This window comes from Streptomyces sp. CB02009 (assembly GCF_001905825.1).
Lineage (GTDB): Bacteria > Actinomycetota > Actinomycetes > Streptomycetales > Streptomycetaceae > Streptomyces.
The window spans coordinates 1,199,102-1,217,204 of sequence record NZ_LIVV01000001.1 but is presented as its reverse complement, the minus strand read 5'-3'; the positions used below and the strand labels follow the sequence as shown (position 1 = coordinate 1,217,204).

Here is an 18,103-nt window from a genome sequence, read left to right as displayed (position 1 = left end):
AGGAGCACGGCGCGCAGGGCGCGACGCGCGACGGTTCAGCGCTCGGGGAATCTCAAACGGTGTACAACGGCCTGCCCTTGGTTCGACGACGGGACTCGGCAGCACCGTACGGGCGCACGGTGCCGCCGTTCCACAGGTTTTCGCGCGGGACCGGTACGGGGGGCGGGCTGCCCGCCCCCGTACCGGCGGAGGGAGACGAGGCGGCGGGCTACCGGCCTCGTACGCGGAGTGCGAGGCGGCGGGCTACCGGCCTCGTACCCGGAGGGAGACGAGAATCAGGTCGCGGAGTTCGTCGGGGGCCTGGGGATGGCGCCCGGCGGCGATCTCGGCGAGGGTGCTGAACTGCCCTGGGTAGACCATGACCGGCAGGTCTCGGCGGGTGAGGCAGCAGAAGACGGCGAACTCCTCCAGGAAATAGGCGCTGGAGGTGTCGATGCGTCGCCGGAGTTCCGCGTCGTCGACCGTGGCGGACCGCTTGGCGTGATAGGCGCGGCCGAAGGCCTCCACCGAGGCGCGGAAGTCCTCGTCCTTGGCGAACAGCGTGGACAGCTCGTGGTGGAACTCGGCGTACTCCGGGGTCTCCTGGACCTCGCCGCAGGTGACGAAGGTGAACTCGGTCCGCGCCCGGTGGGCGTCCAGGGCGGGCTGCCGGTCGCGCATGAACTGCTGCCCCAGGTCGAGGGCGTGCGCGAGGGCCCGGTCCGGGTCCATGCCGCGGGTCGAGGCCAGGGTGAGGCGGTGGATGCTGTCGCCGATCAGCACGGTGCAGCGGCTGTAACGGTGCGAGACCCAGGTGAGCATGGCGTCGAACCTGGCGGGGCTGAAGCTGCTGTTGTCCAGGCTGACGCCGAGGAAGCACGCTGCGTGCGCGTCGGAGGTGTCGCGGTGGGCTAAGGGGGAGACGGATTCGACGGTGGCCCGGTAGCTGGTCCGGCGCCTTCTCTCCGGGGGTGCGGAGGAGAGGGAGGGAGCAGGGAGAAGGGAGGGGGAGGGTGAGGGGGAGGGATTGTCCACGGTGGTCTTCCGCCTGAAGGGATCGCTGGGCACGGATGGTCGCCCTGTCTGATGCCACCGACTGCAGAAACGTTGCCTCAGCCTTCGGAACGGCAGGCGGCCCGTCGGCCATCCGCAGCTTCGCGTGCTGTCTGGCCTGATTGGCCGTTGTGCGGCCATCGGCCCGCACACAAGACTGATGTGTGCGAACGGGAACGCGGAAACGGAATGCTCGGTGAAGCGGATTCACTTCACGGGCCAGGATCTGATGCGGATCCGAGTGGCCGGGACGATCGGCACGGCAGCCGAGACGCTCGACAGTCTGAAGCTGCTGCACGCCGCCGGCGTCGGCCTCGGATTCCGGCGCTGGCAGGTATCGGTCCGAGGACGCCTGGACGAACAAGTGGGCCCGCTCCTGGTCCTGTTGCCGCCCCAGGGCCCCGCTGTCGACCTATGGAGCCTGGCCGGCGACTCGGTGTGCATCGAGGAGGCGGTGGACCGGCTCCTCGGCGCGTCCCGGGAACTGCTGCGCATCGAGTTCGAGAACATCCGCTTCCCTCCCGCGCACCGCGCCTGGGCACGCAACCTGGTGGACGGGGACCGCGAAGCGTGGCTCCAGGTCGCCGCGGCCTTACGGGCCTGCCACGGCGTGGCGGTCGCTCCGTACTGGGGCAGGGTGCGCTCGCATCTGGGCGAGGTCCGCGCGACGTATGCGAACGCGATGGCCGAAGGCGGAGTCGACCACCTGTTGAACACGCTCTCCGGCCCGATGCTGCGCTGGCGGCCACCGGTCCTCGAACTGGACCATCCGCACGAGGCGGACGTCCACTTGAACGGGCGCGGTCTCGTCATCGCCCCCACGTTGTTCTCCGTCGGGCACGCCGAGCTGATGCACCCCATGCTGGATCCGGCCGCTGCCCCCGTCCTCGCCGTCCCGACCGTCACCGATGTCCTGGTGGGCAGCACGCTGTGGGACGGCGGCGCCGCGTCCACCGGTCAAGCGCTGGTGGAGCTGCTGGGACGTACACGCGCCGCGATCCTGGAGGCGCTGGCCGTCGGCCGCAGCACCGCGGCTCCGGGCCGCAGCACCACGGATCTGGCGCGTCGGCTCAGCATCGCGCCGGCGACGGTGAGCCACCACACGTCCGTGCTCCGTAACTCCGGCCTGGTCACGACCCGTAGGGACGGCAAGGCGGTCCTCCACACCGTGACCTCGATGGGCATGGCTCTGCTGGATCCGGGCTCGCACGCGCTGTGACCGAGCGCCCGCGGACGAACTACGGACCGATTGCGGACGACCTATAGACAAACTCTCGGCGGGCTCCACGGGACTCTTCCCATGGTTTCGACGGAGCTCGAATGCTTGGCCCCGCCACCGATCTCGAACCTACGGTGAGCGCGAGTCAACCGGCCACGCCAGGAGTCGACCGGCGTGCTGCAGAGCCTGGTTGACGAAGGGCCGCCGACGCCGTTCGCTCGTCGCTCGTTCGACGTTCGTTCGTTCGCGGTGGCATTGATGAAAGGACGAAAGAGATGCGTACGCATTCCTCACCGCGCCCCCTCCCGCGCTCCTCCCCTCATTCCTTCTCACGTTCCTTCCGCAGGGGGACACTCGCGCTTCTGACCGCGGCAGGACTCCTGGCCGTCGGGTCCACGGCGGTGTCGGCGCAGCCGCGAACCCAGCCGTCCGCCCACACCGGAAAGGTCGCCACCGCCTCTGCCCAGCAAACGACAGGGACTGCTGTCGGCGCCCTGCGCGCAGCCGACGTGGTGCAGACGTTCGCGAACATGGCCACCGGGTCGTGCCTCGACGACAGTCAGCAGTTCGGCCTGCGCGGCTACGGCTGCAACGGGGGCGTCTACCAGAAGTGGAACGTGCACGTGTGGGGTGACGGCACCCGTCAGCTCCGGAACCTCGCGACCAACGAGTGCCTCTTCGACGACGGCTTCACGCTCGCGACCCACGCCTGCAACTCGACGCGCGAGCAGAGCTGGTTCGCGCACAAGAGCGGCGACCGGGTGACCTTCCAGAGCCAGGCCACAGGCGAGTGCCTGGACGACAGCCAGTACGGGCTGCGGACGATCCCGTGCTTGTACAACCGCAACCAGACCTGGCGCTGATGCGGTGACCCGCCCGGCCGGGAATCCTGTCCCCACGGGGGTCGGGGACAGGACCTGGCCGGGCGGGGTCGGGTGTGCGGCAGGTGCGGCCGGTTCGCCAGGCCGGGCCGCGTCGGTCGCACCCGGTCGGGCCCGGTCGGCCCCGGTCGGCCCCGGTCGGCCCCGGTCGGCCCCGGTCGGCCCCGGTCGGCCCCGGTCGGCCCCGGTCGGCCCCGGTCGGCCCCGGTCGGCCCCGGTCGGCCCCGGTCGGCCCCGGCGAACGGTCGCGCCGCGGCCGTACGTGTCAAGCGATCAGTTCGTAGACGCTCCTGGCCGTCACCCACAGGCCGACGGCCAGGGACAAACCGACGATCAGCTGCTGCTGGTGCTGCTCCAGCCAGCTCCGCAGGGCGTTGAGCCGGGCGGTCGCCGCTTCGGGCGCCCGGACCGCGTACATCTCCATCACGACAAGGCTGAGCGTGGCCAGGAGGCAGTAGGCGCTCAGGGCCAGCCAGTCGTTGAGGGTGGAGAGGTCGGCGTCGACGGCGGTCGCGGCCCCCACGCCGACCAGCCCCCACGGCTGGAGCAGCCAGGCAAGGGCGGCCGCGGTGCCCAGGGAGGCGTCGTCGATCCGGGCGGCCCAGCGCGGCGGGCCGTGCGGAGCGGGCGGTCGGCGGTGCCGGCGCAGGCCGTACAGCACGAGTGCCACGCCGATGACGAGTTTCGCGACGATCGCGACGGTCGAGGGCGCGCTGTTGTGCGCGGGAGGCTTGCCACCGGTCAGCAGCACCACACAGGCGATCACCGCGACGAGGTTGGCCAACCACGACAACAGGAAGGCCAGGCCCTTGCGAAAGCCGCGCCGCGAGGAGAGCAGGAGAATGAAGGCGCTGTTGTGCAGGGGCCCCAGGCTGATGGCCGTACCGATCACAATCAGGTCGAGGAACATCGAATCAGCCGCTCCCGGACGTGAGGGTGGTGTGCCGGCGGACCGCAGGACGTACGGACCGGCCGGCAGAGGGGGCGGCGCTGGTACGGGTGCCGCATCCCGACTCTGCAGGTGGCGGAGGGACCGGTCAAGGAGGCCACGCCCGCACGTCACCCACCTTCGCCCGAGCCCCGGGCACGCCGCGGTCGCCGAGGCGACGCAGCACCTTCACCCACGCCCCGGCCGAGCGCCGTACCTCAGCCCTGGGTCAGCCGGGGGTCAGTCGGCCGTCAGTCGGGCGTCAGTCGGGCGTCAGCCCGTACGTCGGCCGTACGTCGGGCCGGCCAGAGACGCACCGAAACGCACGGAGACATGCACAGACGTGCGCAGATGTCCGGAGACGCACGCCACAACGATCACTTCGGCAGCCACGTTTCGAGGCCTCGCGCGCGGACAGACGGTCGGTCGACACGTGAGGGTGGGAGGGGTTGGGATGAGGGCGACCGATGTCGACAGGGTTGCGGTCAGAAGGGACTCCAGGGTCTGGCGCGATCTGGTGCTGGCTGTGGGGCTCGTGGGGATAGGTGTCTCCGGTCTGACGCTCTTCCTCAAAGCCGCCCAGACGGCGGGAAGCCGCGGCTCGGGGGTCGTCGCGGCGGTCCTCGTGGTGCTCGGCGCACTCGGCGTACTGTCCGTCGGACTGTCGACCTTCAAAAGGGACATGCCGTCCCTTCGCCTGCGCGGGCGCGGGCGCAGGCAGGACATCCGGCGGGAGTACCTGATCCCTGCCCCCGCCGCCCCCGCCGCTCACACCGTTCCCGACATCCGCAGCGAGGCCTTGGACCACACAGCGGTGGACCCTGACGGCTTCGAGCACACGGTGGCCGCGCTGTGCGCGAGGGACGGCTGTACCCCCGTGGAAGTGGTGGGCGGGGCGGGGGATCTGGGCGCCGATGTCATCGCGGTCACCGTCGACGGCCGGCGGGTCGTCATCCAGTGCAAGCAGTACGCACCGGACAACCACGTCGGATCCCAGGACCTGCAGCGGTTCGGCGGCACCTGCTTCACCATCCACGAGGCGGACGTGGCCGTCGTCGTGACCACGAGCTCCTTCACCGGGCCTGCCGCCGAGTACGCCGCCACGTGCGGGATCATCTGCGTGGACGGCGAGGCGCTGGACGCATGGACGAACCACACCACGCCCGCCCCGTGGGACGCGTCCGACACGGAGCCGACGGTCCCCCTCCCCCTGGGCGCCCAGGGGTGAGGGGAAACTGGCGGATCGCTTCCGTCCACTCACTTCACTCAGTCCACCGGTTCATCGACGTCGGGGGCCTCGCTGCCTGACTCGGTGCTCGACTCTGGCTCCCTTGGTTCTGCGTCGCCTCGGCCTCCGGTTCCGGCCGGGGCGGATGCCGGCGCCACGGAGTCCGGCCAGTCCGGTACGGGTATCGCCAGAGGATCCTCCCCCTGCTCCGCCTGCTGGTTCTGCGGGTCGCGGGTGAGCACCTCGCCCGCTTCCGCCGCCTCGTCCGGCCCGTAACGCCTGTCGGTCGGATGGCGCCGGTCCGTCCGGTCGGGCCCCTGCTGAGTACTCATACGAGCTCACTCCTCGGGTGGATTCTGGTGGCGGCTCCCTGCCTGACGAAGCCGCCATGGTCTCTGGGACGTGTGCACTCACCGTCCCGGAGGCCCAGGCAGCCGGAAGCCCGGAGGCCCCATTGGTCCGTAGACCCCGGAGGGAGCAGCGTCCGCTTACGCGACTACCCCGTCACCAGCAGACCACCCGTTCACCACCCGGCTCGCGATCCGGCTCGTAGATCAGACTCGTAGTCCGGGTCGTCATCCAGCTCGCGATCTTCGTGCCGCAGCGTCCTTCTCCACCGACGACCGGGTGGACTCGCGGCGGAGGCTCTACGAACACCATGACCTCGGCCGATGGTCCTCCATGATCGGGGCAGGAGCGCTGTGAAGAGTTCCGGTCCTGGTGAAGGGGCGGGCCTGCAGCTGAGGACACGGCGATGAGGTGAATGGTGTGACAGGAATCAGCGGCGCCGGTGACCGGAACGAGGGTCACGGCGAGAGCCAGGACAGAGACAGGGCCCCGAACCGTGCCCCGGACCGAGATCGGGACCGAGACCCGGACCCGGACCGAGACCCAGACCGAGACCGAGACCGAGACCCGGACCCGGACCGAACGGATCTGCTCAGCGGCCTGAGCGTGGACGAGACCAACCCCGAGCAGCCCGTTCTCCTCAGTGCCGAGGGCGCCCCGATCCGTACCTGGCGGGAGAACTACCCCTACGACCGCAAGCTGCGGCGAGGCGAGTACGAGCGGGACAAGCGGATCCTGCAGATCGAGCTGCTGAAGCTGCAGCGGTGGGCCAAGGACACCGGCGCGCGGGTGGTCGTCGTGTGCGAGGGCCGCGACGCCGCCGGCAAGGGCGGCACCATCCGGCGGTTCACCGAGCGGCTGAACCCCCGGGGCGCCCGGATCGTCGCTCTGGACAAGCCGACGGAGCGGGAAGCCGGGCAGTGGTACTTCCAGCGTTACGTCACCCACCTTCCCGGCCCCGGCGAGATCGTCTTCTTCGATCGCTCCTGGTACAACCGGGCAGGTGTCGAGCGGGTGATGGGGTTCTGCTCGGACGACGAGTACGCGCTGTTCCTCCGCCAGTGCCCGGTGTTCGAGCGCATGCTGGTCGACGACGGCATCCACCTGGTGAAGTTCTGGTTCTCGGTGTCGCGGTCGGAGCAGCGCACCCGGTTCGCGATCCGGCAGGTCGACCCGGTGCGGCAGTGGAAGCTCTCCCCCACCGATCTGGCGTCCCTGGACCGCTGGGACGACTACACCACCGCCAAGGTCGACATGTTCAGGGCGACGGACACGGCGCACGCCCCCTGGACGGTCGTCAAGACCAACGACAAGCGGCGCGGACGTCTGGAGGCCATGCGCAGCCTCCTCTGGCGCATGGACTACGTGAGCAAGGATCCCGAGGCCGTGGGGGATCCCGACCCTCTCGTCGTCGGTGCGGCGGACACCCTCCTCGAGGCCGGTGAGGAGACCTCCACCCTCTCCCCCACGCCCCTGACCTCGCACCATCACGGCCCGGGGGCCCATCCGGAGAGGAACCCGGACACGTAGGAGGCGTATTTCTCCCATGTCTCCCACGAGCGGACCTGAGACCTCCCGCGTGGGCTGTCCGACCGGCGGCTTCCGGCAGCCCACGCCGGAGGCCTCAGGGCCTCAGGGCCTCAGGGCCTCAGGTCCGCTCAGGTGGCGACGCCGCCGCCGGCTTCGAGCTGGCGTTCGGCGCTCTCCAGCAGCATGTCCAGCGCGACCGGGTACGCACTGTGCGGCATGCGCTCGGCCAGCAGCCCTGCCGTGGCCGCGATGTTCGGATACGCGTCGGCCGGCAGTCGGGCGTACGTCGACTCCCACATCTCCTCGTCCGCCGCGCGCACCTTCGCCGTGAGCGCGAGGGCTCCCGCGTCGAGCGCCGCGAAGGCCAGGCACTGATCGATGTAGGCGTGGTAGATCCACACCGCGTCCCCGTCCGCGAACCCCGCGCCGCGCAGGCTCCCGAGGATCGCCTCGTCGGCGGTGATCTCCCGCGGCCGCCCGGTCACCCGGCTCGCGGTCAGCAGCGCCGCCTGCGGATGGGCGAGGTAGGCGCCGTGGATGCGCAGTCCCAGTGAGCGCAGGTCCTCACGCCACTGCCCCGTCGCCGCCCAGCCGGCCAGCGCCCGGCCGATCAGCTCCTCGCCGATGGCGCGGGTGAGCCCGTCCATGCCGTCGAAATACCGGTACAGGGTGCTGGGGTCCGCACCCAGTGCGGCGCCGAGCCGCCGTGCGGACAGGCCGGCGCTCCCGTGCTCACGCACCATCCGCAGTGCCGTCTCGACTATGAGCCGCTCGGAGAGCACCGTGCCCTGCCGAGTGGGGCGCCGTCGTCTGCGGGCCTCCTCGGGGACCACTTCCTTCGCCATCGCCACGCTCTTCCGTGTCGCCGTCCGGGTCTGCCGCCTTATGCCAACATCATTGACCTTAACTCGGAGCACCGGGTTCCATCAGCCCCCAGAGGCACCCGCCTCACCGAGAAAGGACTGTGCCATGCGTGTTCTGCTTGTGGGCGCCGGCGGTGTCGGGAGCGCGATCACCAAGATCGCCGCCCGCCGCGGCTTCTTCGACCAGTTCGTCGTCGCCGACTACGACCTCGCAAGGGCCGAGGCCGCGGTCGCGGCCCTGGGCAGCGAGGAGACCCGGTTCAGCGCCTGCCGCGTCGACGCCTCCGACGAGGCGGCGGTCACCCGGCTGCTCACCGAGCGCGGATGCGACGTCCTCATGAACGCCACCGATCCGCGTTTCGTGATGCCCCTGTTCAACGCCGCGCTGGCGGCGGGCAGCCACTACCTCGACATGGCCATGTCCCTCTCGCACCCGCACCCCGACGAACCGCACAGCGTCTGCGGGGTGAAGCTCGGCGACGAGCAGTTCGCACGGGCCGCCGAGTGGGAGAAGTCGGGCCGCATCGCACTCGTCGGCATGGGTGTCGAGCCCGGTCTCTCGGACGTCTTCGCCCGCTACGCTGCCGACGAGCTCTTCGACGAGATCGAGGAGATCGGCATCCGCGACGGCGCCGACCTCTCCGTCGAGGGCTACGACTTCGCACCGTCCTTCAACATCTGGACGACGATCGAGGAGTGCCTGAACCCTCCCGTGGTGTACGAGCGCGAGCGCGGCTGGTTCACCACCGCCCCGTTCAGCGAGCCTGAGGTCTTCGACTTCCCCGAGGGCATCGGCCCGGTCGAGTGCGTCAACGTCGAGCACGAGGAGGTCCTCCTGATCCCGCGCTGGGTCGGCGCGCGCCGGGTCACCTTCAAGTACGGCCTCGGCGAGGACTTCATCGACAAGCTCAAGACGCTGCACGCCCTGGGCCTCGACTCGACCACGCCCGTCGCCGTCCGCGGCGAGGACGGAAACCCGGTCCGTGTCTCGCCCCGCGACGTGGTCGCCGCCTGCCTGCCCGACCCTGCGGCACTCGGGGACCGGATGACCGGAAAGACCTGCGCCGGGACCTGGGTCAAGGGCACGAAGGACGGCGCGCCGCGCGAGGTGTACTTGTACCACGTGGTCGACAACCAGTGGTCGATGCGCGAGTACGGCTCCCAGGCCGTCGTCTGGCAGACCGCCGTCAACCCGGTGGTGGCCCTCGAACTCCTCGCCACCGGCGCCTGGTCGGGGCCGGGTGTCCTGGGCCCGGAAGCCCTCCCGCCGCGCCCCTTCCTCGACCTCCTCACCGCGTACGGCTCCCCCTGGGCCGTGCGCGAACAGGACCCGACCACACCTGGCAGCACCCAGGCACCCGCCTGACACGCCCCCTGACCCGGGCGCCTGCCCGCGCGCCGATCAGCAAGCGGGCAGCCGGCCTCACGTCGCGGGTCGGCTGGTCCGGGGGACGCCGGGGTGAGCCCCCGGCCCGGCCACGCAACCCCGACGACCACGCCCATCCCGTACGCAGGCGAGCGGCACAACCGACAGCGGTGCGACCGACGGCGGCGCAAGCGGCAGCGGCGCAATTGGCAGACCCCCTCCAAGAACGTGTCGGGAAAGTTCAAGACCGACGCGGACGGGGTCCCTAGCGTGGACGTCATGAACGAGATCCACGCACACCTCACCAGCAGCGCCGCCGAAGCCGCCCGGGTCACCCGCGGCGTCACCCCCGAGCAGCTCGCCGACCCCTCCGGCTGCACCGACTGGACCGTCCGCGAGCTGGCCAACCACCTGGTCCTCTACACCGCCCACGGCCTCGAACACCGCGCCCTGCGTACGCAGCTCCCCGACGACCTGGTCGCACGCGACTTCACAGCGGACGCCGACTGGCCCGAGCAGTACGCAGCCCAGCTCGACCGGGCCCTCGCCGCCTGGGCGAAGCCCGAGGCATGGGACGGTGACATCGACCTCGGTGGCGGGAACACCGTGCCCGCCGGCGAGATCGCCGCCATGCTCCTCGCCGAACTCGCCCTGCACGGCTGGGACCTGGCCCGTGCGACGGGCCAGGACTTCAGCCTGCCGGACGACACCGGCACGTACCTCCTCGACGTCGTGGAACGCTACGCCGAGATGTACCGCGAGTACGAGGGCTTCGCCTCCCCCACCCCGGTGGACCCCACCGCCCCCGCCTTCACTCGCGCCGTCGCGACCAGCGGCCGCACCATCTGACCTCCGCCACACCGGGCACAAACCGTGCCCAGGGTCTCGGATCTCGGATCTCGGATCGTACGGAGTGGGGTCACGGCCGGAGGGGGCTCAGGCGCCCGCTGCGGACGTGGTCGACAGCCGGGCCTCCGGCCCAACGCTGAAGGCGCCGAATGTCCCCTTCGCCGCAAAGAACAGCCCGCCGTCGTCGGCGGCGGCCAGCGCGTCCAGCCGTCGGCCGGGCAGGGAGCACCCTTCCACGGTCCGGCCGTCGAGCCCCAACAGCCGGATGCCGCCGTTGGCATCCCCCACCAGGACACCGTCGCCGCACGGAAGGGGGTCGGCCACGATCCGCCGGTCCTCCTCGACCGACCATGTCGACGTCCCGTCTGCGGGATCCACGGCGAGGAGCCCATTGCCGGACCGCAGCATCCAGACCGAGCCGCGGATGCGACCCACTGCCCTGAACGGATCGTAGGACCCGAGCGGTGTGGGCTCGTCGGCGTCGAGCCCGAGCGTCACCAGGGACGAGCCCTCGCAGATCGCCACCACCCGCTCCGCGTCCACCGGGACGAACGCCTTCGCGTCGGGCCCCGCGAGCGGGTCCGGCAGCCGCCACCGAGCCAGGTCGCTCCCGTCGGCCGGATCGAGGAGAACGGCCTCGCGGCCGCTCCCGGTCAGCACCCCACCGGCCCATGCGAGGGTTTGTACGGAGGTCACGGCCGACGGTGTCGTCCACCGGACGCTCCCGTCGGCGAGGTCCAGGCCAGACATCGGGGTGTAGCCGCGCCAACCGCCTGTCACCACGGTGTTCGAGTGGACCGCGAGGTTGCCCGTCCACCTCGGTGTCGGGACGCTCCACAGTGACGCGCCCGTCCGCACGTCGAAGCAGGACAACACGTACGGCGTTTGTGGCAGGACCAGCACGCGGTCCCCCGCGAGGACGATCCCGCGCGGCCAGGTACCGAGCGGGACGTCCCAGCGCACAGCGCCGTCGACGCGCTCCAGGCACACCAACCGGGTGCGCCGCTCGTGCAGGACGACGCAGTCCGGCCCCACAGCGAAGGCGGATGCACCGCCCCTCTGGTGGAGTTCGCGCTCCCAGAGCACCGTGGCGATCATGAAGCCATCCCACCACAGGCGGCCCGCCCGCGGCGACGGCGCTCAGGACAGAGACGGCCACCCAGGGTCTGGGAACGTGGTCTCGGGGAGAGCGGTTCGAGGAGCGCGGATACTACCCAAGGCGTCACCAGACCTCGCCAGTAGACTCCGAGGCCATGATGGCCGCCACTCCCGTATCACCCATCCCGGTCGCACCGGCGGGTTTGACCCGCAGGGCCGAGAGGTTCGTCGCATGCGAGGGCATCCGTGTCGCCCCGCATGATATCGAGTGTCACCGCGAGGCCTGGATCGAGCACGGGGTCCCGGCCGCGGAGATCGATCGCGCAGTGGCCTTCGAGGACCGCTGGGGCGGCCTCGCGCTGCCGCCGGCACCGTTCTACGAGAGCGGCCCGCGCATCCTGGGCGCGGACGTTCCCGAGGGCTCGGCCTCGGAGGGCTGGTGGATCCCGGCCGGGGACGGCCGATACTCCATGGCCTACGGATTCATGATCGGCCCCGAGGGCGAGTTCGGTATCAGCGGCTACCACTGGACACCCCTGCATGCCAGTACCGAAGGCTGGGTGGAATCGCTGGCACTGGCCAACCACGCGAGGCGCTGGGCCAAGACCATCACGAGGATCACCGGCAAGGCCGTCGACTCGCTGGACCTCGACGGGTACGAGCCGGTACCGGAAGTGCAGGGCTTGACCGACTCCTGGTGGCGGGGCAAGGACTCACTCATCGCCGTGTACCGAGGCGAGGCCGTCGGCATGGACGCGCCGGGATGTCTCGCAGCCCATGTCTACGCCGGCCTCGACGAGAGGGCTCTTCGCGCCGACTAGGGCATGCCTCCTTGACCGTCTACAGGCTGGGGCGTTGGCGGGTGGTTCATGGTGGTGCCGTCAGGATTCCGCCCGAAGGCGGCCTCTAGAACGGCGGGGAGGTCTTCCTCGGGGACGGTGGTGCGCACGTCCGCCAGAACCTGGGGAAAGTCGTCATCGTCGATGGCGCCCATGTGCTCCTGACGGAGTTGGTAGATGATCTCGACGAGCTCCGGTCTCAGCTGCATCCAGGCACGAGAGCTACGGATCTCTTCGTCGACCTGGTGCATGAACCACCGCATGGCCTCGTACGGGACTTCAGTGCGTGCTGCGTTCGGGTAGAAGCACACCGTCGGTTCCCGTGCCGGTTCCTCGTCTGGGACGATTGCGGTCATAAGAGTCCGTTCCCCGGCCACGAGATTCAGTTCCAGATACCAGGCGTCATCGGGCACGGAGTACATCGCGGTGATTGCGTAGTCGCCGTCGGGGTGTCGAAAGACCATTGCCGCATGCTGCCACGCTGGACGGAGGACGTGCCTCTCCCATTCAAGCGGCCCGACGCCCCTGCGCCGGAGCCCGGATGAGCATGGTTACAGAGATGACGCCCCCTGGATCCACCGAGTTGAACACGTTCAACCAGTCTGGCAAGGTACGCCTCCACGGCCGTTCCCACTCGATCGGCCGGTACGCGCTGAGGGCGGGAGGTACTGGTGGCGGGCAGAGGCCGGCTGCACGCGCGGGGGACGTCCCTCGGTGTCTTGATAGTGATTCTGGCTGCTCTGACGGGGTGCGCCGGCCCCTATCAGTACGACGAGGGAACAGGGCTCCACGACGCCATGACGGCCGAAGTCGCCGGGGTCTGGGAGAACCCCGAGGGGACCCACGTGGCACTTCTCAGAGATGGAACGGCCCTTCTTGAGAACCTTGACGGGCAGGACTTCGACTTCGAGGACGGCTGGCGTCTCTCTGGGACGGGGACCTGGCAACTGACCGACGACGACGGCGGACAGGTCGTCCGACTCTCGCTGACGACCCGGACACGAGTCGAGAAGCGCTCTCCTGCACCTGTGGCTGCCCCCTCGGCTGCGGAACCCCCGTCTACATACTCGTGGTTCTTCAACGTCGACCGCGATCAGCGCGATGGGCTGGTGATGTTCTTCATGTACGGCGATCCGGACATCGGGAACATGTACGTGATGACGCGTGAGTCAGGGTGATAGCCATTCGTCGATTGCTGCGATCAGCGCAGTCGCCTCGACTCGGACCGCGAGCATGCCTGGTCGACCTTGTCCGGGATCTCCACGCCCCGTGCAGCGTGATCACTCACAGTCCAAGGTCCACTGTCCATGCACTGCCTCACTACTCGCGGACCTAAGGCCGTTTCTTGTGGATCACGATATGCGTCAGTGAAGGAGTCACACCGTCCGTCAGACCCTTTCTCGACCGAGGCGTTGTGGAATGATCGACAGATGTGGGGAACCAGCAGTGAGGATGAGCGAGCGCTTCGGCGTGAAGCCGAGCGAGTCGTCAATGAGGTCGTCCAAGGGCTTCGCACCTTGGACGAGGGGACATCCTGGTTCTCCGCCCTTTCCCCGGAAGGACGTCAGGCTGTACTGCAGGAAGTCACCGGCTACGCCATGCAGGCCCACATCACAGCGGCAGACGGGCGGGAGGGAGTTGCCCGGTCGGGCGTGAAGCCCAGGGCCAACCCTTCGGTGATGATGTGCATGGACCCGCCTCGCTACGGGTTCGCAGACCTCCCGGCCGACGAACACGTCAAGGCATTCCGTGTCATGGTCTCGGTCTTCTCCGTCGCCGACACCCGTCGCAGGGAGACGTACTGCAAGGGAACTTGCGGACACGCATGGCACAACTTGGCTCCGCGGTGAGACGCCGCCGCAGCGCACCACGAACTGAACGTGCTGTCCTGGTCGTTCGGTCCGTCGGGGCCGCAGGCCGCCAGGCCCGGCTCGCCGGACACCGCCGGCTCCGCCGACGCTACGAACGCAGGGCCGACCACTTCCTCCCCTTCACCACCATCGCCGGCGTCCTCGTCTGCTACCGCCGGCTCGCTTGCTGATGTGGGTGCGCAACAGCTCTACAGCCAGGTCATGATCGTAGGAAGTGGCACGTTCCAAGGGAGTGTGACCACCTGGATCAACCAGTTCAGGATCCGCGCCGAACGCCAGCAGCACGGCAGTGGTGTGCACCGTCAACGGCTGACCGCTCTGCAGGGCGCCATCCCCCTCGGTGTCGATCGCGTGCGTCAGCAGTGTCATATTGCTGAAGAACTCATCAGGGTCGGCGCCATTGGCGAGCAGGCGTGCCAGGGTTTCCGTATCCTCGTGCTCGACTGCGAAGTGGGTAGGTGTCCAGTAGTCGCTCATCGAGGCATTCAACTGCGATCGAAGCGTTCCTACCAGCGAAATTCTCCACCGTCAGCGGCCACATGAGATGACCTCTCAACGGGATCGAGCGAGCCGCCAGGCGGCCCTGCTCACTTACTCCCATCTGCGGATGGGACACACCTATGCCCAGTTCGCCGCCGAATTCGGCATCGACGTCGGCACCGGCCTGATCACGGACGGATGACCGGCATCACGAATTCAAGTGCACTACCGCCGGTTGGCGTCCCTGCTCACGGCCTGAGCCGGTCTTGTTGCACATCAAAACAGACCAGCCCCATGTACTCCGCCACGGCTGCCGCGTACGCCGATGCCTCCTCGGCCATGCTCCACCGCATGGGGAAGTAGATCAGCGGACCACTGGCCTCGCCGATCAACGGACCGGTCGACCAGGGCGAGGTGTCCTCCTCGTCCTCGGTGATGTCACACCACCGCTCAAGCAATGCGGCCACGTAAGCCGCGATCCGTTCGGAGGGGGCTCTTCCACCTCGCTGTCCATGTAGCGGTCGTACAGGTCGCTGAAGGCCCGACCGGCAGTCTTGTCATCCGCCGGCCTCTCGCCCTCCCAGACAGCCAAGTCGTAACTCATGCCCCGGAGGCTCCCACACCGCACTGACACCCACCTAGCCGGTCAACGGCACGAAGCTCAGCCAAAGGAAACGATGTCTGGTCGTCTGAAAACCCCTTGCTCCCCGGTCCGCCTCCTGGTGGGATGCATGGGCTTCGACGGCGGGAGGGGACGGCTTGACGGTGTTCGGGTGTGCGGGCTGCGGTGCGACCCTGACGGCGGCGGTGTCGGAAGTGGCATTGCCGATCCATCTGGCCGATACCCACTGGGAGAAGCTGCACCCGCCACTGCTGGAGGCCGGGTCCTACGCTGTCGATCCCGCACCGTACGGTCCGCCGTGGCGGCAGTGGGACGAGGTCGGGGCACGCGAGGCGGCGAAGCGGGGGCGCTTCGTGCCGTTCGGCGCGCTGTCCAACGGACCGTCGGACACCATCCTCCTCGCGCCCGGCGACATACGCGGCACCAGGCTGATCCTCGAGCGGGCCGGGGGCTACTGCATGGGGAGGGACGGGCCGAACCTTGCCTGCCTGGGCTGCGATCTGCCGGTCGGAACGAGGATGGACGACTGCGGATGCTGGCAGGTCGTCCGGCTCGTCCCGCAGGCGGTAGTGCAGTTGCCCGGCCCGCCGGAACAGCCGGTCATGGACTGGACGGAGCTGCTGGCGACCGGCGCGCTGTGGCATCGGCTGAGCGAGTACCGGGACATCCCGGCGGGCGTGGCTCTCGCCCAAGTGGTGGTGGCCGCCGGGGGCGCGCCGGTCGAGGTGGTGCCCGGGCCGGTCGCGGAGCTCCTCGGCCGGGCACTCGGCGCGCTGCTGCCCGCCGGGGAAGGTGCGAACCGGCTGGACCTGGCGGGGCCGGGGTTCGGCGAGCCGGCCACTGATCTGGTGCTGGTGCCGGTCCATCCGCAGACCGGAGACATGTGGCGGCCGCGTGCCGGGGCGGTGCCGGTACCTATGGATGCCACGCTCTGGGCCGAGCTCGCCTTCCCGCCACACCGGACCCGGCTGCCGGTGGTCGGCGGGCTGCCGGCAGGCGTGGAGCGGGACGATCCGCTACCGCCGCACTCGTGGTATCCGTTCCAGCCGTCCAGGAAGGCGTTCCGGTACACGCTCGCGCGGACGCCCGCAGTCAGGGAACCGTGGCTGCGGGCGATCTACGACCGAGGCTGCTGACCCGTCAGAGGCGGTGCGGACCCAGACGTTGAGTTCGACGTAGCGGATGTAGTCATGGACCGAGTGGCAGCTGGGACCAGGACACCCCCTGATCACACATAGCTGACCGACATCACGCATTCAACTTCAGTAGCTACGTCACCGAGGCGGTCGGCTTCCTGCCCGCTCTCGCCCCGAGCCTTGCCGATGCAGCGCGGACCGCGTCGGCAACACCTATCAGATCCACGACGGCATGCTCCCACCGATCGACCGCATCGCTGCGGCCGGCCGCTCTACTCCGGAAACACCTCGCTCTGCACCTGAACTGCACCGGCTGAGGCGGGCGGTCATCCTCCTTCACAACGCCGCGTCCTGAGCATGGCAAAGACTCACTGACAGCGTCGTCGTAGGACAGGGAGCCGAGGTCCGCGTGAGTACACCGATCGGCCACTGATCAGCCGGACGTTCAACGGCAAGGACCGCTCCCGCTTACCGTAGGTGCGTGAACGACATCGACACCGAAACCGAAAACCTTGGTTGGGAACTCATCGGCTGGGACGACAACGAGCTGGCCGCTCACGTCGTTGGGCTCACCCGATTCGAGATCCTGCGCATCAGAGACCTGTTCCCCGAACGGAACGACGAGCTCCTTGAGACCGCTGCCTACGAGGTAAAGCCCGCCCTGTACTCGGCATTGCGGAGCGCCATCCCTCACCTGAAGTTCAGCGACGGTCTGGAGTACCAGATCGGCGGATTCCTCCTCTCCCCATGAGCCTGCCGAACCGCCGCATTACCGCCGCGCCTGTCGAGAACGTGGTCACCATCGGCCCCCGATTCTTTGCTGGTTCACCTTCGCGGCCGCGTCTCGGTCGGCTGGCCCATACAGGCCTTCTCCGATAGTTCACGTTCGGCAGCGAACTCGTCCAGGAGCTGGAAGAGCACAGCGATCGCTTGATGCTCGTCCGCGTCCGAGAGTTCCGCCACGCTGTCCCAGCCGTCGGGGAGCGCCATGTGCAAGACCTGACCGGGCCACGCATGGTTGCAGTCCCTGCCACGTCGGGCAACCAGCCACTCGCGCCATCCGGAAAGTCCAGGGCCTCCGTGGCGGATCGCATGTTGGTCGTAGCCGATCAGGAATGCCGTCAGCGCGTGGAAGGACGTCCGTCCGACGAACACGCCAGGCCTCTGACCGACACCAGCGAAGTACTCGCGCTCGCTCATCTCCGAAGGCTGCTTCATCAGATCCTCCTCTTCCTCCGGCTCGGATCAGGCCTTGTCGGCGGTGGCGTGGAGAAAGGTTTCCGCTATCTCTCGGACCCGGGCCAGGGTGATATGGGTGCGCTGTTCGACCGCGAGAGGGTGCTCCGTGGGTTCCAGTTCGATGCGAGGACGGTGGCCGACCGGCCGGGTGTGTACGTGGGTCTTGAGGTTGATGGTGCTCGGGGAGTAGAGGGAGAGTTCGGTGCTCAGCCAGCCGAAGTACGGCGCTTCAGCCTCACGGCCGGGGGTGTTCCATTTATCGGCGGCGCGGGCGAAGTTCTCGCGGCTCAGGGAGACCCAGACCGCCCACGAGAACACGTCGTCGCTATCGATGACCGGTATCTCGATCAGACCCTTGACGAAGTAGTGCTGGGCCTGAATGACGCACTGATCAGAGGAGAGCAGGCTGTCCGAGCGATCGGAGAAACTCTCGTCCCACACGTCGGGTGCGATGGTCGAGTAGTTCATCGGGAGCTCTGGGTGGTGGGCCCCGCAGCACGAGCAGGTGAAGCCGAGATCTCTGGTCACGGCCGGGAGCCTAATCGGGCCCGCTCGGCCGCCGAGAACGGGCCGT

21 protein-coding genes and 1 pseudogene are annotated in these 18,103 nt (G+C 69.0%); 12 read left to right on the top strand and 10 right to left on the bottom strand.

Annotation, left to right across the window (positions count from 1 at the left end):
- Positions 1–243: 243 nt before the first annotated feature.
- Complete coding sequence (locus AMK27_RS05450) at positions 244–1,014, bottom strand: tRNA-dependent cyclodipeptide synthase (protein ID WP_158076900.1); 771 nt, start codon at positions 1,012–1,014, stop codon at positions 244–246.
- 214 nt (positions 1,015–1,228) lie between these two features.
- On the opposite strand from AMK27_RS05450, the gene AMK27_RS05445 reads away from it, so the two are divergent.
- Together AMK27_RS05445 and AMK27_RS42645 are read left to right on the top strand one after the other, a co-directional pair.
- The gene (locus tag AMK27_RS05445) at positions 1,229–2,251 is read left to right on the top strand and encodes an ArsR/SmtB family transcription factor (protein WP_241847309.1); all 1,023 of its coding nucleotides are present in this window, start codon (positions 1,229–1,231) and stop codon (positions 2,249–2,251) included.
- Between the two features lie 530 nt (positions 2,252–2,781).
- Positions 2,782–3,114: an RICIN domain-containing protein gene (locus AMK27_RS42645; protein WP_158076899.1), complete on the top strand. Its 333-nt coding sequence runs from the start codon at positions 2,782–2,784 to the stop codon at positions 3,112–3,114.
- Between the two features lie 283 nt (positions 3,115–3,397).
- Here the strand turns inward: AMK27_RS42645 and AMK27_RS05435 are convergent, their stop codons facing one another.
- A complete protein-coding gene (locus tag AMK27_RS05435; RefSeq protein WP_073902916.1) occupies positions 3,398–4,042 on the bottom strand; it encodes a GAP family protein in 645 nt (214 codons plus the stop codon).
- A 472-nt stretch (positions 4,043–4,514) separates the two neighbouring features.
- On the opposite strand from AMK27_RS05435, the gene AMK27_RS05430 reads away from it, so the two are divergent.
- A complete protein-coding gene (locus tag AMK27_RS05430; protein ID WP_079188201.1) occupies positions 4,515–5,288 on the top strand; it encodes a restriction endonuclease in 774 nt (257 codons plus the stop codon).
- 38 nt (positions 5,289–5,326) lie between these two features.
- On the opposite strand, the gene AMK27_RS05425 is transcribed toward AMK27_RS05430, so the two are convergent.
- Positions 5,327–5,620 carry a hypothetical protein gene (locus tag AMK27_RS05425; protein WP_073902913.1) on the bottom strand — a complete coding sequence of 98 codons (294 nt, stop codon included), beginning with the start codon at positions 5,618–5,620 and terminating at the stop codon, positions 5,327–5,329.
- Between the two features lie 622 nt (positions 5,621–6,242).
- Here AMK27_RS05425 and ppk2 point away from each other — a divergent pair.
- Positions 6,243–7,166 carry a polyphosphate kinase 2 gene (gene ppk2, locus AMK27_RS05420; RefSeq protein WP_445194833.1) on the top strand — a complete coding sequence of 308 codons (924 nt, stop codon included), beginning with the start codon at positions 6,243–6,245 and terminating at the stop codon, positions 7,164–7,166.
- A 128-nt stretch (positions 7,167–7,294) separates the two neighbouring features.
- On the opposite strand, the gene AMK27_RS05415 is transcribed toward ppk2, so the two are convergent.
- On the bottom strand, positions 7,295–8,011 hold the full coding sequence (locus tag AMK27_RS05415) for a TetR/AcrR family transcriptional regulator (RefSeq protein WP_073902911.1): 717 nt from the start codon (positions 8,009–8,011) through the stop codon (positions 7,295–7,297).
- A 124-nt stretch (positions 8,012–8,135) separates the two neighbouring features.
- On the opposite strand from AMK27_RS05415, the gene AMK27_RS05410 reads away from it, so the two are divergent.
- Together AMK27_RS05410 and AMK27_RS05405 are read left to right on the top strand one after the other, a co-directional pair.
- On the top strand, positions 8,136–9,395 hold the full coding sequence (locus AMK27_RS05410) for a saccharopine dehydrogenase family protein (protein ID WP_073902908.1): 1,260 nt from the start codon (positions 8,136–8,138) through the stop codon (positions 9,393–9,395).
- Between the two features lie 279 nt (positions 9,396–9,674).
- A complete protein-coding gene (locus AMK27_RS05405; protein ID WP_073903982.1) occupies positions 9,675–10,244 on the top strand; it encodes a TIGR03086 family metal-binding protein in 570 nt (189 codons plus the stop codon).
- A gap of 87 nt (positions 10,245–10,331) precedes the next feature.
- On the opposite strand, the gene AMK27_RS05400 is transcribed toward AMK27_RS05405, so the two are convergent.
- A complete protein-coding gene (locus AMK27_RS05400; RefSeq protein ID WP_073902905.1) occupies positions 10,332–11,342 on the bottom strand; it encodes an outer membrane protein assembly factor BamB family protein in 1,011 nt (336 codons plus the stop codon).
- Between the two features lie 158 nt (positions 11,343–11,500).
- On the opposite strand from AMK27_RS05400, the gene AMK27_RS05395 reads away from it, so the two are divergent.
- Positions 11,501–12,163, top strand: a complete 663-nt coding sequence (locus AMK27_RS05395) for a hypothetical protein (protein WP_073903980.1) — start codon at positions 11,501–11,503, stop codon at positions 12,161–12,163.
- Here the strand turns inward: AMK27_RS05395 and AMK27_RS05390 are convergent.
- Complete coding sequence (locus AMK27_RS05390; RefSeq protein WP_073902903.1) at positions 12,160–12,645, bottom strand: hypothetical protein; 486 nt, start codon at positions 12,643–12,645, stop codon at positions 12,160–12,162. The two genes, AMK27_RS05395 and AMK27_RS05390, sit on opposite strands and share 4 nt — an antisense overlap.
- A gap of 261 nt (positions 12,646–12,906) precedes the next feature.
- On the opposite strand from AMK27_RS05390, the gene AMK27_RS05385 reads away from it, so the two are divergent.
- Together AMK27_RS05385 and AMK27_RS42640 are read left to right on the top strand one after the other, a co-directional pair.
- On the top strand, positions 12,907–13,359 hold the full coding sequence (locus AMK27_RS05385) for a hypothetical protein (protein ID WP_241847372.1): 453 nt from the start codon (positions 12,907–12,909) through the stop codon (positions 13,357–13,359).
- A 252-nt stretch (positions 13,360–13,611) separates the two neighbouring features.
- Positions 13,612–14,031 (top strand): DUF5958 family protein, encoded by a 420-nt coding sequence (locus tag AMK27_RS42640; protein WP_073902897.1) that lies wholly within the window; start codon positions 13,612–13,614, stop codon positions 14,029–14,031.
- Between the two features lie 141 nt (positions 14,032–14,172).
- Here the strand turns inward: AMK27_RS42640 and AMK27_RS05370 are convergent, their stop codons facing one another.
- Positions 14,173–14,529, bottom strand: coding sequence for an ankyrin repeat domain-containing protein (locus tag AMK27_RS05370; RefSeq protein ID WP_073902895.1), 357 nt, complete (start codon positions 14,527–14,529; stop codon positions 14,173–14,175).
- Between the two features lie 67 nt (positions 14,530–14,596).
- Here AMK27_RS05370 and AMK27_RS42635 point away from each other — a divergent pair, with 67 nt between their 5' ends.
- Positions 14,597–14,734, top strand: coding sequence for a hypothetical protein (locus tag AMK27_RS42635; protein WP_158076898.1), 138 nt, complete (start codon positions 14,597–14,599; stop codon positions 14,732–14,734).
- Between the two features lie 46 nt (positions 14,735–14,780).
- On the opposite strand, the pseudogene AMK27_RS41100 reads toward AMK27_RS42635, so the two are convergent.
- Positions 14,781–15,136, bottom strand: a pseudogene (locus AMK27_RS41100) (hypothetical protein).
- 161 nt (positions 15,137–15,297) lie between these two features.
- On the opposite strand from AMK27_RS41100, the gene AMK27_RS05360 reads away from it, so the two are divergent.
- Together AMK27_RS05360 and AMK27_RS05355 are read left to right on the top strand one after the other, a co-directional pair.
- A complete protein-coding gene (locus tag AMK27_RS05360; RefSeq protein ID WP_241847371.1) occupies positions 15,298–16,290 on the top strand; it encodes a hypothetical protein in 993 nt (330 codons plus the stop codon).
- Between the two features lie 481 nt (positions 16,291–16,771).
- On the top strand, positions 16,772–17,041 hold the full coding sequence (locus AMK27_RS05355; protein WP_073902886.1) for a hypothetical protein: 270 nt from the start codon (positions 16,772–16,774) through the stop codon (positions 17,039–17,041).
- A 74-nt stretch (positions 17,042–17,115) separates the two neighbouring features.
- Here AMK27_RS05355 and AMK27_RS05350 read toward each other — a convergent pair whose 3' ends face one another.
- Entirely contained in the window at positions 17,116–17,508 is a 393-nt protein-coding gene (locus tag AMK27_RS05350) for a hypothetical protein (protein WP_073902883.1), read from the bottom strand.
- 27 nt (positions 17,509–17,535) lie between these two features.
- Positions 17,536–17,997, bottom strand: coding sequence for a DUF2199 domain-containing protein (locus AMK27_RS05345; protein ID WP_241847370.1), 462 nt, complete (start codon positions 17,995–17,997; stop codon positions 17,536–17,538).
- Positions 17,998–18,103 lie beyond the last annotated feature (106 nt).

Coding starts and splice junctions, on each gene's coding strand:
- AMK27_RS05425 (WP_073902913.1), bottom strand. CDS start 5,620: ATGAGTACTCAGCAGGGGCCCGACCGGACGGACCGGCGCCATCCGACC.
- AMK27_RS42640 (WP_073902897.1), top strand. CDS start 13,612: ATGTGGGGAACCAGCAGTGAGGATGAGCGAGCGCTTCGGCGTGAAGCC.
- AMK27_RS05345 (WP_241847370.1), bottom strand. CDS start 17,997: ATGAACTACTCGACCATCGCACCCGACGTGTGGGACGAGAGTTTCTCC.
- AMK27_RS05435 (WP_073902916.1), bottom strand. CDS start 4,042: ATGTTCCTCGACCTGATTGTGATCGGTACGGCCATCAGCCTGGGGCCC.
- AMK27_RS05395 (WP_073903980.1), top strand. CDS start 11,501: ATGGCCGCCACTCCCGTATCACCCATCCCGGTCGCACCGGCGGGTTTG.
- AMK27_RS42645 (WP_158076899.1), top strand. CDS start 2,782: ATGGCCACCGGGTCGTGCCTCGACGACAGTCAGCAGTTCGGCCTGCGC.
- AMK27_RS05430 (WP_079188201.1), top strand. CDS start 4,515: ATGAGGGCGACCGATGTCGACAGGGTTGCGGTCAGAAGGGACTCCAGG.
- AMK27_RS05405 (WP_073903982.1), top strand. CDS start 9,675: ATGAACGAGATCCACGCACACCTCACCAGCAGCGCCGCCGAAGCCGCC.
- AMK27_RS05400 (WP_073902905.1), bottom strand. CDS start 11,342: ATGATCGCCACGGTGCTCTGGGAGCGCGAACTCCACCAGAGGGGCGGT.
- AMK27_RS05370 (WP_073902895.1), bottom strand. CDS start 14,529: ATGAGCGACTACTGGACACCTACCCACTTCGCAGTCGAGCACGAGGAT.
- AMK27_RS42635 (WP_158076898.1), top strand. CDS start 14,597: ATGACCTCTCAACGGGATCGAGCGAGCCGCCAGGCGGCCCTGCTCACT.
- AMK27_RS05350 (WP_073902883.1), bottom strand. CDS start 17,508: ATGAAGCAGCCTTCGGAGATGAGCGAGCGCGAGTACTTCGCTGGTGTC.
- AMK27_RS05415 (WP_073902911.1), bottom strand. CDS start 8,011: ATGGCGAAGGAAGTGGTCCCCGAGGAGGCCCGCAGACGACGGCGCCCC.
- AMK27_RS05410 (WP_073902908.1), top strand. CDS start 8,136: ATGCGTGTTCTGCTTGTGGGCGCCGGCGGTGTCGGGAGCGCGATCACC.
- AMK27_RS05390 (WP_073902903.1), bottom strand. CDS start 12,645: ATGGTCTTTCGACACCCCGACGGCGACTACGCAATCACCGCGATGTAC.